Source organism: uncultured Tissierella sp., assembly GCF_902479755.1.
Classification (GTDB): domain Bacteria; phylum Bacillota; class Clostridia; order Tissierellales; family Tissierellaceae; genus Tissierella; species Tissierella carlieri.
This window is the reverse complement of the sequence record NZ_CABSQO010000005.1, coordinates 24,656-41,054: the sequence shown is the minus strand read 5'-3', so window position 1 is coordinate 41,054 and position 16,399 is coordinate 24,656. Positions and strand designations below refer to the sequence as shown.

Sequence of the window (16,399 nt, the reverse complement as noted above, 5' to 3'; positions counted from 1 at the left end):
GAAATAAAAAATGACTAGTAGTATTGGAGGAGAATAATGTATTTAATAGACAAACTAGATAATGGTATAAGAGTTGTCATGGAGAAGATTCCTTATGTCAACTCTGTTTCTATTGGAATTATAATCAATAATGGATCTATAAAAGAGGACAAGCATAATAATGGGATATCACATTTTATTGAACATATGTTATTTAAAGGTACAAAGAAACGAACTGCTAAAGATATAGCCGAAACAATAGATAACATAGGAGGTCAATTAAATGCCTTTACTAGTAAGGAAAGTACCTGCTATTATGCTAAGGTATTATATAATCATATAGATATTGCCATAGACGTATTAGGAGATATGTTGACTAATTCAATATTTTCAGAATCAGATATAGAAAAAGAAAAAGCAGTGATAATAGAAGAAATAAATATGTATTTAGACTCTCCAGAGGATATGGTTAATGATCTACTAAATGAGATAATGTTTGAAAACACATCCCTTGGTCGTCCAATCCTTGGTACAGAAGAAACAATTAAAAATTTAAGTAGAGAAAAAATTATTGATTATTTTATTAATAATTATAGGCCTGAAAATATAGTAATATCTTTAGCTGGTAATATTGATACCAAGGAAGTTTTTAAAATGTTAAATTATCATTTTGGGAACTTTAATAATTCAAATAAAAAGATTTATGAGATTAATAGTATTTATAATTTTACCAATAAAATGAAAGGAATTAATAAAAATACAGAGCAATTAAATTTTTGTATTGGCATGGAAGGAGTGCCAGTCACTTCTGAATATGTAGAAGGTCTATTGGTATTAAATAATATCTTTGGCGGCAGTATGAGTTCAAGGTTATTTCAAAAAATTAGAGAAGATTTAGGATTAGCTTATGCAGTGGAATCATATCCATCATCATATAAGGATATAGGTATATTAACTATATATGCTGGATTGCATCCATCTCAGTTATTAAAGACAGTAAAGCATATAGAAAATGAAATGAATGATATTAGAAATAATATAATTTCAAAAGATGAGTTAGATAAATCTAAAGAACAGCTGAAAGGTAGTTATGTTCTTGGTATGGAGGGAACTTTTAGCCGAATGTATGAAATAGGAAAATCTCTTTCTATTTTTAATATGGTTCAATCTCCTGATGAGATATTAAATAAAATAGATAAAGTGAGTATAGATAATATAAAAGAAATAATTGGTATTATATTTAATAGAGAAAAAATCAATATTGCATATGTTGGAGATATTGAAAATCAAAATATTATTGAAGATAAAATAAAAAATATATTATTTTAATGGAGTGTGATTAATTTGAAAGTAAATGTAATAAATAAATCTCAGTTTGAATTACCAAAATATGAAACGGAAGGCTCAGCGGGAATAGATTTACAGGCTAATATCGATGAGCCTATAGAGTTGAAGCCACTTGATAGAGCATTGATACCCACTGGTTTGTTTATCTCAATACCAAAGGGCTTCGAAGCTCAAATTAGAGGAAGATCAGGTTTAGCTTTAAATCATGGAATAACATTAGCAAATGGGATAGGAACAATAGACAGTGACTATAGAGGTGAAATTAAAGTTATTCTCATTAACCTTGGAAAAGAGTCTTATACAATCAATAAAGGTGATAGGATTGCACAGATGGTATTTATTAAATATGAAAAGGCCGATTTAATAGTAACTGATGAATTAGATAAAACTGCTAGAGGAAAAGGGGGTTTTGGGCATTCAGGATATTAATATCTAATAAGATGTTATCATAAATGACAACGCATAAAATAAAATTTCTAGAATATTATTTAATATATATAATTAGGAGGAGATCTTATGCGTTTACTCGAATTAGGTCAAAAAGAAATAGTAAATTTAAATAACGGAGGGAGACTTGGCTTAATAGCTGATAGTGATTTTTTAATTGATGAAGAAACTGGTAAAATTATATCCTTATTAGTTCCCGAAAAAAGATTAGGTTTCAGGCTTCTAGGATTAGAAAGCAATGGTACAGAAATACCTTGGAATACAATTAGAAAAATAGGCTATGATATGATTATAATAGAATTAGACTGATAAACGATGGCCACTATATATTTTATTACATATATTCTAAATTAGAATATATGTATTTTTTTTATATGCCTTAAAACCTTATTTACTTTTTATATAAAATCTTATAATTATTAAATTCATATAATATAGGTATTTAAACACATTGTGAAGTGTTTTACGATTTATATGGATTGACTTAGACGATAATTTATTTCTGAATAGAATATTATTATTTTTTTAAGCAAATGATATAGATATCAATTATTTTAGGAGGAAATTATGACCAAAAAAGATAACGACAAAGACTGCATGGAAAAAGAAAAATTAGAGAACATTAAAGAACTTGGAGTTGCAAATATTCCAGAGACAAAAAATAACATTCAATTTATATCTATTATTGGAGAAATAGAAGGACATACAATCTCTCCCAATGATAAAAAAGCTACAAAGTATGAGCATATTATTCCCTTGTTAATAGCTGCACAGCAAGATCCTAAAATTGAGGGAATTTTCATTATTTTAAATACTGTAGGTGGAGATGTAGAAGCTGGATTAGCTCTTGCTGAATTAATAAACTCAATTGATAAACCAAAGGTATCTTTAGTTTTAGGCGGGGGACATAGCATTGGAGTACCATTAGCCACTTCGACTGATTATTCCTTTATTGTTCCCACTGCAACTATGACCATACACCCAATTAGAACTACTGGTTTAGTTATTGGAGTACCTCAGACATTTAGGTATTTTCAAAAAATGCAGCAAAGAATAATAAACTTTATTCTAAGAACTTCGGAAATAGGTAATAAAATATTAACTGAGTTAATGTATTCAACAGATGAAATAGCCAATGATGTAGGAACAATATTAGTAGGAGAAGAAGCCGTTAAATATAAACTAATCAATGAAGTAGGCGGATTTTCCACAGCTTTAAAAAAACTTAATGATATCATAGAAAGTAAAAAAAGTCTCTAATAAAGCATTATAATATATAATTTTGAAACTCATATAAAAAAGATTCCATTAAAATCGAGAACTTTACTATGAGTTATAAAAATAAATAGAATAGAATTCCAAATTATGCTATAATAACTACAGTATGTACTTTAAAGGGGGGTATCTTAGGTACTACATAGTTAAAGAATTTGAGGTGACTTAATTGAATAAAAGTAGAAAGAAAACTACAAAGAAAATGGAAGACAAGAATAAATATAATAAGGATATTATGGGAGTCATTATTGTTGCAATAGGTATACTATCTATGATAAGTCTATTTAGTTTTAAAATGGGAATAATAGGCTCTATAATTAGAGGTACCACTTTTTCATTTATGGGCTTTGGATCTTACCTTTTCCCTTTAATTATAGTGGGATCAGGCATGGTTTTTATCTTGGATAAATTTAATCATCAAGAAGGAAAAATAATTTTATCTATGGGGTTTATACTTTTAAGTATATTAATTATACTTGACGGAATAAATCCTTTTGATTATACATTTTATGATAGAATTAGTAATTCTATTGCTTTAAGTAAAATTGGAAAAGGCGGAGGAATTATAGGTAGCTTTTTTGGATTCTTCTTCTACAAATTATTTGGTTCCATAGGCTCTTATTTAATTTTAGGACTTATTATATTAATAAATATACTCCTAATAACAAATATTAGAGTGAAGGATATTGTCTCCATATTTAAAAAGGAGTCGAAACCGGAAATTAATAAATCAGTTAAACCTAAGGTGATAAATAACTTAGCTAATGATATAAAGCAAGAAGTAAATAAAGAGGATATTAAGATATTAGACTATACGAAAAATTCTATTGCTAAGGATTCTCCAAAGGAGATAAAGATTAAAGAAGAAATAAATAGTATAGATACTGAAATTAAAATTAAACAAAGTAAAAACCATGTTTCTACATATAGTATTCCTTCATTATCATTACTAAAGTCACCAGCACCTAATCAGGATATAAACGATAAGAAGGAAATACTAAACAATGCTAAAATAATTGAAGAAACCATGAAAAACTTTGGAATAGATGCTATAATTACTCAAATTAATAAAGGTCCTACTATTACTTGCTATGAACTTCAACCTTCTCCAGGTATTAAACTAAGTCGAATAGTATCCTTGTCAGATAATATAGCTTTAAGTTTAGCATCCTCTGACATTAGAATTGAAGCTCCTATACCTGGAAAGGCTGCTGTAGGAATTGAGGTTCCAAATAAAGTAAAGAGTAGTGTATTATTTAAGGAGCTAATTACTTCTGAAGAATATAATAATATTAATTCATCCGTACCTCTAGCTTTGGGAAAAGATGTATCGGGTAATGTAATTGTATCTACTATAGATAAAATGCCACATTTACTTATAGCAGGAGCTACCGGCTCAGGAAAATCTGTTTGTATTAATACCATTATCATGAGCATTTTATATAAATCATCACCTGAGGATGTTAAGCTCCTATTGATAGATCCTAAAATGGTAGAATTAAGTATATATAATGGTATTCCACATTTATTAATTCCAGTTGTTACTGATGCAAAAAAAGCTGCTTTTGCACTTAATTGGGCTGTCGATGAAATGGAAAAAAGGTATAAGCTCTTTGCTCAAAACAATGTTAGAGATATGAATTCTTATAATAGCAAGGTAAAAGCTAGTAATGGAGAAGAACTTCCTACGATAGTTATAATTATCGATGAATTAGCTGATTTAATGATGGTTTCAGCTCAAGAAATAGAAGATTATATTTGTAGACTTGCTCAGATGGCCAGAGCAGCAGGAATGTATCTTATCGTAGCCACTCAGAGACCTTCTGTAGATGTTATAACTGGCACCATAAAAGCTAATATACCTTCGAGAATATCCTTTGCTGTATCTTCTCAGGTAGATTCCAGAACTATTTTAGATATGGCGGGAGCTGAGAAGCTTCTAGGAAAGGGAGATATGCTATTCTATCCTTCTTTCTATTCAAAGCCCTCTAGGTTACAAGGTGCTTTTATATCCGATGAAGAGGTAGAGGCTGTTGTTAACTCTCTCAAGGCTCAAGATATAACTGATTATAATGAAGATATTATTGAAATAGTTGAGAGTCCAAGAGAAATGCAGTTCAATGATAGTGACGATCTTCTGCCCACTGCTATAGAGCTAGTGGTTGGGGAAGGACAGGCTTCAATATCACTATTACAAAGAAGATTGAAAATTGGTTATGCAAGGGCGGCAAGAATAATAGATGAAATGGAAGAGAGAGGTGTAATAGGAGGCTATGAAGGGAGCAAACCTAGAAAAGTCCTATTATCACCTGAAGATTTAGATTCAATACTTTAAGGAGAGATAAGATGGAGTCAAGAAAAGTTTATATTATCACTTTAGGATGTTCAAAAAATGAAATAGATTCGGAATTAATGATAAGTATAATGAAGGACAATAACTATGAGGTAGCTGATACATCAGATGAGGCTGATATCATTATTGTTAATACCTGTGGATTTATAGAGAAAGCAAAGGAAGAATCCATAGAAACAATTTGGGAAATGACTAGATATAAAAATGAAGGTAATTGTAAATACTTAATATTAGCCGGCTGTTTAGCACAAAGATATTCCCAGGAGCTAATGGATGAAATCCCTGATATTGATGCAATAATAGGCACAGGAAATATTAGAGACATATCTTCTGTAGTCAAAGAACTAGATTTGAAGTCTGAGAAAATTAAAAAGATAGATAATATTGATACAGATTATCTAGAAGATATCAAAAGAATTAATTTTAATACTACTGAATATGTAAGAATATCTGAGGGTTGCGATAATTTCTGCACCTATTGTATTATTCCTAAGTTAAGAGGAAAACATAGGAGTAGGCAAATAGAGGATATAATAAAAGAAGTAAAATATTTAGCTGCAAACGGTGTAAAAGAAGTTATCTTAATTGGACAAAATACTTCTGATTATGGAATTGATTTATATGGTGAATATTCTTTATATAAATTATTAGATGAATTGAATTCTATAGATAGTATTTCTTGGATTAGGATACTATATTTATATCCTGACAATTTTAATGATAATCTAATTAACTCAATAAAAAATAATCAAAAGGTAGTTAAATATGTAGATATTCCTTTACAACATATAAATGATAATGTTTTAAAGAAGATGAACAGAAGAACAAGTAAAGAGGATATTACATCTTTAATCAATAAATTGAGAAAGGAAATACCTGAAATAGTCATTAGAACAACCTTTATTGTTGGTTTTCCTGGAGAAACTGATGATGATTTTAATGAACTCTTAAGTTTTATTAAGGATATAAGATTTGAAAGATTAGGAGTCTTTACTTATTCTAAGGAAGAAGATACACCTGCTTATAGCTTTCCTGATCAAGTTCCAGAAGAAATAAAAGAATACAGAAGAGATAAAATTATGGAGGCTCAGAAGGATATATCAGAGGATATAATGATGAGTAAAGTTGGTAAAGTATTTGATGTTTTAGTGGAAGAATATAGTGAAGGTCATACCTACATTGGCAGGGCATACATGGATAGTCCCGAAATAGACGGTGTGGTTTATATTAACTCTATGGAAGAAATAGAATTAGGTAGCTTTGCTGAAGTTAAAATTACAGATTATTTGGAGTATGACTTGATAGGGGAGGTAATCTAATGAATCTAGCTAACAAAATAACCATTTTAAGAGTATTTCTAGTACCAATATTCATGATTGTATTATATTCCAATATACCATATAGTACTTATGTAGCAGCAGGAATTTTTATTATTGCATCCTTAACAGATACTTTAGATGGATACATTGCTAGAAGTAGAAATATGATTACTAACTTTGGAAAGTTTGTAGACCCTTTGGCTGATAAAGTTTTAGTATCAGCTGCTTTGATCTCCCTTGTTGAGTTAGGTAAAGTTCCTGGTTGGGTTGTAGTATTGATTATTGCAAGAGAGTTTACTATTACTGGATTTAGAGTAATTGCAGCATCTGAAGGTGTAACTATAGCAGCAAGCCCATTAGGTAAAATAAAAACTATTACACAACTGATAGCTATAATTGCATTATTGCTTAATAATTTTCCTTTTAACCTAATTAATTTACCTTTTGCAAATATTATGTTATATATTTCCTTGTTTTTTACAATAATATCTGGAGTAGACTATATATATAAAAATAAATCTGCCCTTAAAATGGGGATTAAATAAAAGGTGATTATACTATGATAGCAGAAATTATTACAATAGGATCTGAAATTACTACGGGTAGTATTTTAAATACTCATAGTAAGTACATTTCAAGTAAATTGTTAGAACTAGGTATAGAAACTTATTATCATACATCAGTTGATGATAATAAACAAAGGGTAAGTGATATCATAAACATAGCATTAAATAGAGCTGATATTATTATTACCACTGGAGGATTAGGTCCTACTGATGATGACTTAACAAAGGAAGTTATATCTGAAACTTTAGGATTAGAATTAATAAGTGATAAAAATATTGAAGATAATATTAGAAATATATTTTCTAAATTAGACAAGACAATGCCCACTAATAATTTAAAACAAGCATTTAAACCAGAAGGAAGCCAATTCTTAAAAAATTCCATTGGTACAGCTCCTGGCATATTTTTATCTAAAGATAATAAAAAAATAATCATGCTTCCAGGCCCTTCTAAAGAAATGGAGCTAATGTTTAGCAATGAAGTAATACCTCTTATTCATGAGGATTATAATATCATAGTTAAATCTGTTAATATAATTGGTATAGGCGAGTCTCAATTAGAAATGAAAATAAAAGACCTAATAAATAAAGACTCAGATATTATAATTGCTACTTTTGCAAAAGAAGGAGAAGTTGAAGTTAAAATAATTGGTAAAGGAAAAAATAAAGACATTATTGAGAATAAAATCAATAATGTAATTAAAATACTCGAACAGAGATTTCATGAATATATATATGGATTTGATAATATTCCAATAGAAACCATTGTATTTAATTTATTAAAGGAAATAAATTATAAAATTGGATTTTGTGAGTCCTGCACAGGCGGCTTAATAAGTAGTCGTTTCAGTCGTATACCTGGTGTATCTCAAGTATTTGATAGAAGTATTGTTACCTATAGCAATAATGCAAAAATGGAGGAACTTGGGGTGAATTCTAATACATTAGAAAAATATGGTGCAGTAAGTGAGGAAACTGCCATAGAAATGGCTAATGGATTACTTAATAGAGATAACTTAGATTTATCGTTATCTGTAACAGGAATTGCTGGACCTGATGGAGGAACTGAAGAAAAACCCATTGGTTTAGTATATCTATGTATTTCTACTAAAGATCAATCTATACCTATTAAATGTAATTTTAATGGAAATAGGGAGTCTATACAAAATAAGACAGCTACAAGAGCGTTTTTTGAGTTGAGAAAATTTTTATTAAATAAATGATTGACTTAATTTAAAATATATTGTAATATAGAGTTAGAACTAACGTTCGCAAATTGAAAGGGGTGACTCCAGTTCAACTGGGATACTTATGATCGATAACATTGAGAAGAAAAAGGCTTTGGATTTAACCTTAAGTCAAATTGAAAAACAGTTTGGAAAAGGTTCTATTATGCGACTAGGTGAAGATGCAAAATTAAATATCGACGTAATACCAACTGGCTCCTTAGATCTTGATATTGCTTTAGGAATTGGTGGAGTACCACGTGGTAGGATAATTGAAATATTTGGTCCAGAATCTTCAGGTAAGACTACTGTATCTCTTCATATAATTGCAGAAGCTCAAAGGCTAGGAGGTATTGCAGCTTTTATAGATGCAGAGCATGCTCTAGACCCTGCTTATGCAAAAAAGTTAGGCGTAGATATTGAAAATTTGGTTATATCTCAACCAGATACAGGAGAACAAGCTTTAGAAATAGCTGAAGCTTTAGTACGAAGCGGTGCGATAGATATAGTTGTAGTTGACTCTGTAGCTGCTTTAGTACCTAAAGCAGAAATAGAAGGCGAGATGGGTGATAGTCATATTGGACTTCAAGCTAGACTTATGTCTCAAGCCCTCAGAAAACTAGCTGGTACAATTAATAAGTCAAATTCAACTGTGGTATTTATCAATCAGCTTAGGGAAAAAGTTGGAGTTATGTTTGGTAGTCCTGAAACAACAACAGGCGGTAGGGCATTGAAATTCTATGCTAGTATTAGACTAGATGTTAGAAGAATTGACTCAATAAAACAAGGTGATGAAATTATTGGAAATAGAACTAGAATTAAAGTTGTAAAAAATAAATTAGCACCACCTTTTAAACAAGCAGAATTTGATATTATGTATGGTACAGGTATATCTAGGGAAGGTAATATCTTAGACTCTGGTGTAGCTGCTAATATTGTCAACAAATCTGGTTCTTGGTATAGCTATAATGAACATAAGCTTGGTCAAGGTAGAGAAAATGCCAAGGATTTCCTAAAAGAAAATCCTGATGTATCATTAGAAATTGAAAATAAAGTTCGTGCGCAATTTGGTTTAATTGAAGACAATACTAACTCCATGGATATAACTAAAGATTCTGAGGAGAAATAATAATAAAGAAATATAGACCTCCTTTAATAGGAGGTCTATTTGTGAGGTGTTATATTTTGAAGCTATTATTTTTTACTGATACTCATATTAGAGGAACTACTCCTAAGAATAGAAAGGATGTATTTATAGATACCCTTGAACAAAAATTTATAGAAATTGTTAATATAGTTAAAGAAAACAATATAGATTTTGTTCTTCATGGAGGAGATTTATTTGATAGACCAGATGTATCAATAACTGTTGCCAGTAAATTTGCTATGATTTTAGACCAGATACCTGTTCCATTATATTTAATAAGTGGAAATCATGATATCTATGGCCATAATCCCGATACTATAAATAGAACTATGCTTGGATTACTAGATGTATTAGGAGTTATAAAATTAATTAAAAGTGGAGAAAAAATAATTCTTGAGAAGAATAATATTAGAGTGCAATTAACAGGGCAGCCCTATGTATATGATATTGATACTCCAAATCATTTAGATTACTATTTATTAAAAGAAAGAGATAACAATGTAAATTACTATATACATATAGTTCATGGTATGTTATTGGATAGACCCTTTATAAAAGGAATTCCTTATACCTTAATTGAAGACATAAAAGATACTTTAGCAGATATTACTCTTTCAGGTCATTATCATGGAGGGTTTAAGCTTACTAAAATTGATGAAAAATATTTTATCAACCCAGGTAGCTTAGTGAGAATAACAAATAGTTTAAAAGAGATTGAAAGAACGCCTCAGGTAATATTGATAGAGTTAGATGATAATATTACAATAAAACAACTTCCCCTAAAGACAGCATTGCCTGGAGAAGAAGTATTAGATAGAAAAGAAATTGAAAACAATCTATTTAAGAGTGAGCGAATATTTGAATTTAAGCAAACTATAGATGCTGCTTTAGATTTTGAAAAAATGGATATAAATGAAGTATTAATGGAAGTATCTACTGCAGAAAACGTAAATGACGAAGTTAAAAGAGAAGCTTTAAGGAGAATCGCTCTTATTCAAATGAAAGGCTTAACTGGTGATTAGTATGAAGTATATTGAAAAAGTAATTTTAGAAAATTTTCAATCTCATAAGAGTTCTATTATAGAATTCGATGATCAATTAAATGTTATTGTTGGTCCATCAGACAGTGGAAAAACTGCAATACTTAGAGGAATTAGATGGGCACTCTATAATGAGCCTTCAGGAGACTATTTCATCAGAGAAGGTACTGGTGAATGTAGTGTAACGGTTATATTTAATGATGGCACAAAAATAAAAAGATACCGAAATAAAAGTAAAAATATTTACTTTCTTTATGATTCTAATAATAATGAAACTAAATTTGAAGGTTTTGGTACCTCTGTTCCCCAAGAAATCATAGATGAAACTGGAATAAAAAAAATACTATTAGATAGTGATCTCTCAAATGCAATTAATTTAAGCGATCAGTTAGAAGGAGCTTTTTTACTATCAGAAAGAGCTTCAACTAGAGCAAGTTCCATTGGAAGACTTGTAGGGGTTAATATTATTGATGATGCATTACGAGAATCATTAAAAGATAGCCGTAACTTATCTAATAATAAGAAAAATACGGAAGACAATGTATTTCAACTAGAGAAAGAATTATCCGAATATAACTACTTAGACGAACTAGCCAATAGGATTAGCTATATTGAAAAAATTAAAGATGAAATACAAGAAAAAAATAAAACCATATGCAAATATCAAGATTTGTTAAACAAGTTTTTAACTATTTCACAAGAAAAAAAAGAATTAAGCTTTTATATGAAAAAACTCGAAAGTATAAATCTAGTAGATAATGTTTTAAACCTTATTTCTTCAGATATTAATAAGTTTAATTATCTAAATAAGCAGTTTAATTCAATGAATAAATTGGCTTTAAATAAAAATGAGAATGCTAAAATTATTACTTCACTAAAAAGTATTGATAAAGTTGAAAACAACATCGCTAAGATGATTTCATCATATGATTTGAGAATCAAGCTTATAGACTGTAAATCAAAGCTAGGAAATATACAATATGAAATGGATGGACTTAAAATTATATCTAGTAATTTAAGTAATCTTAATATTTTACAAAATAATATAAACATGATTTCTAACAGTATCATTGAACTTAAAAAGTTATCTGATATAAAAGATAAAGAACTTTCATTGAGAAAAAGCTTAGCTATTGGAATACGGTATGTTGAAAAATTACAGGAAATAGATTATATCTCTAAAATTCATATGGATTTACAAAAGAGGATTGTTCTCTTAAACCAATTAAAGAACTTACATGTTTCCTATAATTCCAATAAAGATGAAATTAAAAAATTGAATATATTACTACAAAGGTACAAAGATGAAGTAGATAAGCAGCTATTATATTATAAAGAACTATTATTGAAACAAGAAATTTGTCCTTTATGTTTTAGTATAATTGACAATGATAAAATTAATCATATTATAAGCCATTATAATTAGGAGGTATATTTTATGGACTATGAAAAAGAACTTAATAGCTTGAAAGAAAATCTAGAAAAAGCTAAAAATTTAAAGTATAAAGCTGAGGCAAGATTAGAACAATTAAATCAGCAAGAGGAAGAAATAATTAGAGAATTAGCAAGTCTTGGCATAAAGCCTGATGAATTAGAAAGTGAAATCAATAAGTTAACACTAGATATAGATAGATTGTTTAAAGAAGCTAATGAATTATTACCTAAAGATCTATTAGAAAAGAAGTGATGAGATGATAACAGAACTACAAGAGTTAGATAATTATTTAATTAAATCAAAGGAGTATCTTGCAAGAGAATCAGGAAAGCGAGACAAAATTAAAGAACAATTGGAAGTGCAAAAAGATGCTCTTCAAAATATTGAATATGAACTTGATTTGCTATCTAAAGTAAATATATTGTTTCAAAAAACTTCTGAATTTGCAAGAGAACAAGCTAAAAGTCAAATTGAATCTTTAGTTACTAAATGTTTACAATTTATATTTGAATCGGATATTGAATTTCTAATTGAGATTGAAGAACAAAGAGGGAAATCAAATGCCGAATTCTATGTAATTAATAAGATTGAAGATATATTGGTTAAGACTAAGCCTGAGTTATCTAGAGGTGGGGGTGTAGTCGATATAGTTTCTTTGGCTTTGAGAATTGCATTTTTGCAAATTCATAAGCCAAAAATCCAAGGTCCTCTAATTCTAGATGAGCCCGCAAAGCATGTTAGTGATGAATTTATCTTTAATGTTGCCGATTTTCTTAAGCAAACCTCTGAATTGTTTAACAGACAAATAATAATGGTAACTCACAATCATCATTTAGCTGCTATAGGTAGTAATGCTTATAGAGTGGATATAAAAGGGTCTGAAAGTACTGTAACAAGGATTACATCCTAATTACATCTTGACATTATCTAGTAAAAGTAATAGAATTGAATTATATGTATATTCTATACAGTTTATTATTTCAATTTTTTAAGCTTGTATCATATGCTTATATTTAATGAAAATGAAAATGCAGTATGGAACTTGAAAATTTTATACAATTGGAGGTGTTTAGTTATTGAAGCTTTAATTGCAATTCTAGGAGCAATTATTGGAATTCTCATTGGTTATTTTATAAGAAAGACTATTGGAGAAGGTAAGATAAATAATGCTGAAGAGTTAGCTAAAAAAATCATTGAAGATGCTGAAAAAGATGGAGAAGCTCGCAAAAAAGAGCTTTTATTAGAAGTAAAAGAAGAGATCCATAAGCTTAGAAATGAAGCAGAAAGAGAGAATCGTGAACGAAGAAACGAACTTCAAAAACTTGAAAGACGAATTCTCAATAAAGAAGAGAGTATTGATAGAAAAAGCGATGCAATCGAAAGAAAAGAAGAACTATTAGCTAAAAAACTTAAAGAAGTTGAAGATAAGGAAGCTCTGATAGATGACATTTATAAAAATCAAGTATTAGAGTTAGAAAGACTTTCTGGCTTAACATCCGAAGAAGCAAAGGAATTATTATTAGATGAAATTAGAAAAGAAATAGTTCATGAATCTGCTATTATGATTAAGGAAATGGAAAATAGAGCTAAAGAAGAAGCTGATAAAAAAGCTAGAGAAATAATATCTACAGCAATACAAAAATGTGCAGCTGATCACGTAGCTGAAACTACAGTTACAGTTGTGGCTCTTCCAAATGATGAAATGAAGGGTAGAATTATTGGAAGAGAGGGAAGAAATATTAGAACTCTCGAAACCTTAACTGGAATAGATTTAATTATTGATGATACTCCTGAAGCAGTAGTTCTGTCAGGATTTGATCCCGTAAGAAGAGAAGTTGCTAGAATTGCCTTAGAAAAACTTATAGTAGATGGCAGAATACATCCTGCTCGAATCGAAGAAATGGTGGAGAAAGCCAAAAAAGAAGTAGACAATATTATTCGCGAAGAAGGTGAACAAGCTGCTTTTGATGCAGGTGTTCATGGAATTCATCCAGAATTAATTAAGCTTCTAGGTAGATTAAAGTATAGAACAAGCTACGGACAAAATGTATTAAAGCATTCTGTTGAAGTAGCACATCTTGCAGGTATAATGGCTGCAGAACTAGGAGCTGATGTAAAAATAGCAAAAAGAGCAGGTTTACTACACGACTTAGGAAAAGCTGTGGATCATGAAGTGGAAGGTCCTCATGTTGATATTGGAGTAGACTTAGCTAGAAGATATAAAGAATCTAAAGAAGTATTACATGGTATTGCTGCTCATCATGGTGATTGTGAACCACAAACTGTCGAAGCTGTTCTAGTACAAGCAGCTGATGCTATATCTGCTGCAAGACCAGGTGCTAGAAGGGAAACACTTGAAGCTTATATAAAGAGATTACAAAAACTTGAGGAGATAGCAAATTCTTTTGATGGAGTAGAAAGATCTTATGCAATTCAAGCAGGGCGTGAAATTAGAATCTTAGTAAAACCTGATGAAATTTCAGAAAATCATATAATCCATACAGCTAGAGATATCGTAAAAAGAATTGAAGCTGAATTGGATTATCCGGGTCAGATAAAGGTAAATGTAATCCGAGAAACTAGGGCTATTGAATACGCCAAATAATAATTTTTTAAATAAACGGTAATTAAATAATATAAAAAGATATATTTAAAAAATTTAGTTAGAGGGGGCTATTTTAATGGATGTATTAAAAGTATCAGCAAAATCAAGTCCAAATTCTGTTGCAGGGGCATTAGCAGGAGTCTTAAGGGAAAAAGGTGCTGCTGAAATTCAAGCAATAGGAGCAGGTGCTTTAAATCAAGCCGTAAAAGCAGTAGCAATCGCAAGAGGATTTGTTGCTCCAAGTGGAATCGATCTTATTTGTATACCAGCCTTCACAGATATAATAATAGATGGTGAAGAAAGGACAGCTATAAAGCTAATTATTGAACCAAGATAATATTATAAAAAACCTGCCGTGCTGGCAGGTTTTTTATAATCTATACATGAAAATATTTGTATAATCTTATTCAGATATTGCAAATACTAATTCATTATATTATAAGGAGGGAGGATTTTATGATCTTTGATTTACATGTACATACAAATCATTCAGATGGACTATTTTCTCCAGAAAAAGTAATTGATCTAGCTATTGAACAAGGTTTAGATGGAGTAGCAATCACTGATCATGATACTATAACTGGAATAGAAACAGCTATTCAATCCAGTAATAGCTATGATAATTTTAGAGTTATACCAGGCATTGAATTTAGCTGCGTATTTAACAATGAAGAAGTACATATACTAGGATATTTCATAGATTACAAAGATCCAAATCTTATTAAAATAACTAATGAATTAAAACAATCTAGATTAACTAGAGGAATGGAAATGGTGAGCAAACTTAATCAACTAGGATTAGATCTTACGATAGAAGAAGTTAAAAAGTTTTCAGGTGAAAAATATATTGGTAGGCCTCATATAGCAAGAGCACTAATTAAAAGAGGTTATGTATCTGATATTTCGGAAGCGTTTTCTAAATACTTAGATAGGGGTAAACCAGCATATATTGAAAGGTATAAAATAACTATTGGCGAAACTATATCTTTGATAAAAACCATTGGTGGAATTGCAATTTTAGCTCATCCTGGTATTTTAAAAGATAAAAGTATTGTTGATTATTGTATCTCATTAGGTATAGAGGGGTTAGAATGCATACATTCAAAGCACACAAAAGATGATACTAATTCTTTGATTAGTAAAGCAAAGTCAAATAATTTGATAGTTACAGGTGGCTCAGATTTTCATGGAGACTTAATAAATAAAGACTTACTATTAGGTAAATATTTTGTTGATATCGATACTATTCCAGAGTTTAAGGAGAGGATATAAATGACTATTTATAAAGGAGAAAGGCAGAGACAATTTCCTACAAAAATAAGTACAACTTCTTTTGTAAAACTTTATATATTACATCTACTAAATGAGAAATCTTATTATGGTAATAAAATAAAAGATGAAATAAAGAGTAGGATGAGTAATAGATGGGAACCAAGCCCTGGAATGATATATCCTCTTCTTAGAGAATTAGAATCAGAAGGATATATTGAAGGATGGTGGGATGAACCCGACAAAAGATCAATAAGAAGGTATAGAATAACTGACGAAGGAATAAAACATTACAAAATATTATTGTTACAAAATAAAACTTCCTTCGAAGATTCTTTACTTATTGTTAAAAATGTGTTAAAAGATATATATGGAGAAAAAATATAATTAT

The 16,399-nt window shown here is 29.6% G+C and carries 17 protein-coding genes; all 17 read left to right on the top strand.

What is annotated here, in order from left to right:
- The first annotated feature begins 36 nt into the window (after positions 1–36).
- Positions 37–1,308, top strand: a complete 1,272-nt coding sequence (locus tag RDK80_RS04105) for a pitrilysin family protein (RefSeq protein ID WP_308523561.1) — start codon at positions 37–39, stop codon at positions 1,306–1,308.
- A gap of 15 nt (positions 1,309–1,323) precedes the next feature.
- Positions 1,324–1,755 carry a dUTP diphosphatase gene (gene dut / locus RDK80_RS04100; RefSeq protein WP_094900125.1) on the top strand — a complete coding sequence of 144 codons (432 nt, stop codon included), beginning with the start codon at positions 1,324–1,326 and terminating at the stop codon, positions 1,753–1,755.
- Positions 1,756–1,842: 87 nt separating this feature from the next.
- Positions 1,843–2,082, top strand: a complete 240-nt coding sequence (locus tag RDK80_RS04095; RefSeq protein WP_094900126.1) for a YlmC/YmxH family sporulation protein — start codon at positions 1,843–1,845, stop codon at positions 2,080–2,082.
- A 258-nt stretch (positions 2,083–2,340) separates the two neighbouring features.
- Positions 2,341–3,033: an ATP-dependent Clp protease proteolytic subunit gene (locus tag RDK80_RS04090; protein WP_308523560.1), complete on the top strand. Its 693-nt coding sequence runs from the start codon at positions 2,341–2,343 to the stop codon at positions 3,031–3,033.
- A gap of 217 nt (positions 3,034–3,250) precedes the next feature.
- Positions 3,251–5,383 carry a DNA translocase FtsK gene (locus RDK80_RS04085; RefSeq protein ID WP_374041664.1) on the top strand — a complete coding sequence of 711 codons (2,133 nt, stop codon included), beginning with the start codon at positions 3,251–3,253 and terminating at the stop codon, positions 5,381–5,383.
- Between the two features lie 11 nt (positions 5,384–5,394).
- On the top strand, positions 5,395–6,720 hold the full coding sequence (gene rimO / locus RDK80_RS04080) for a 30S ribosomal protein S12 methylthiotransferase RimO (protein ID WP_308523558.1): 1,326 nt from the start codon (positions 5,395–5,397) through the stop codon (positions 6,718–6,720).
- Positions 6,720–7,265 (top strand): CDP-diacylglycerol--glycerol-3-phosphate 3-phosphatidyltransferase, encoded by a 546-nt coding sequence (pgsA, locus tag RDK80_RS04075; protein WP_308523557.1) that lies wholly within the window; start codon positions 6,720–6,722, stop codon positions 7,263–7,265. The genes rimO and pgsA overlap by 1 nt, the downstream gene beginning before the upstream one ends.
- A 14-nt stretch (positions 7,266–7,279) precedes the next feature.
- Positions 7,280–8,509, top strand: a complete 1,230-nt coding sequence (locus RDK80_RS04070; RefSeq protein WP_308523556.1) for a competence/damage-inducible protein A — start codon at positions 7,280–7,282, stop codon at positions 8,507–8,509.
- Between the two features lie 88 nt (positions 8,510–8,597).
- Positions 8,598–9,641 (top strand): recombinase RecA, encoded by a 1,044-nt coding sequence (recA, locus tag RDK80_RS04065; RefSeq protein ID WP_308523555.1) that lies wholly within the window; start codon positions 8,598–8,600, stop codon positions 9,639–9,641.
- A gap of 41 nt (positions 9,642–9,682) precedes the next feature.
- The gene (locus tag RDK80_RS04060; protein WP_308523554.1) at positions 9,683–10,681 is read left to right on the top strand and encodes a metallophosphoesterase; all 999 of its coding nucleotides are present in this window, start codon (positions 9,683–9,685) and stop codon (positions 10,679–10,681) included.
- 1 nt (position 10,682) lies between these two features.
- Positions 10,683–12,125 (top strand): AAA family ATPase, encoded by a 1,443-nt coding sequence (locus RDK80_RS04055; protein WP_308523553.1) that lies wholly within the window; start codon positions 10,683–10,685, stop codon positions 12,123–12,125.
- A gap of 12 nt (positions 12,126–12,137) precedes the next feature.
- On the top strand, positions 12,138–12,386 hold the full coding sequence (locus RDK80_RS04050) for a hypothetical protein (RefSeq protein WP_094900134.1): 249 nt from the start codon (positions 12,138–12,140) through the stop codon (positions 12,384–12,386).
- Positions 12,387–12,390: 4 nt separating this feature from the next.
- The gene (locus RDK80_RS04045) at positions 12,391–13,044 is read left to right on the top strand and encodes an ATPase (RefSeq protein WP_308523552.1); all 654 of its coding nucleotides are present in this window, start codon (positions 12,391–12,393) and stop codon (positions 13,042–13,044) included.
- A 93-nt stretch (positions 13,045–13,137) separates the two neighbouring features.
- Positions 13,138–14,739 carry a ribonuclease Y gene (rny, locus tag RDK80_RS04040; RefSeq protein WP_308523551.1) on the top strand — a complete coding sequence of 534 codons (1,602 nt, stop codon included), beginning with the start codon at positions 13,138–13,140 and terminating at the stop codon, positions 14,737–14,739.
- Between the two features lie 76 nt (positions 14,740–14,815).
- Positions 14,816–15,076, top strand: a complete 261-nt coding sequence (locus RDK80_RS04035; RefSeq protein WP_094900137.1) for a stage V sporulation protein S — start codon at positions 14,816–14,818, stop codon at positions 15,074–15,076.
- Positions 15,077–15,195: 119 nt separating this feature from the next.
- Positions 15,196–16,011 carry a PHP domain-containing protein gene (locus tag RDK80_RS04030; protein WP_308523550.1) on the top strand — a complete coding sequence of 272 codons (816 nt, stop codon included), beginning with the start codon at positions 15,196–15,198 and terminating at the stop codon, positions 16,009–16,011.
- A complete protein-coding gene (locus RDK80_RS04025) occupies positions 16,012–16,395 on the top strand; it encodes a PadR family transcriptional regulator (RefSeq protein WP_094900139.1) in 384 nt (127 codons plus the stop codon).
- Positions 16,396–16,399: the final 4 nt, after the last annotated feature.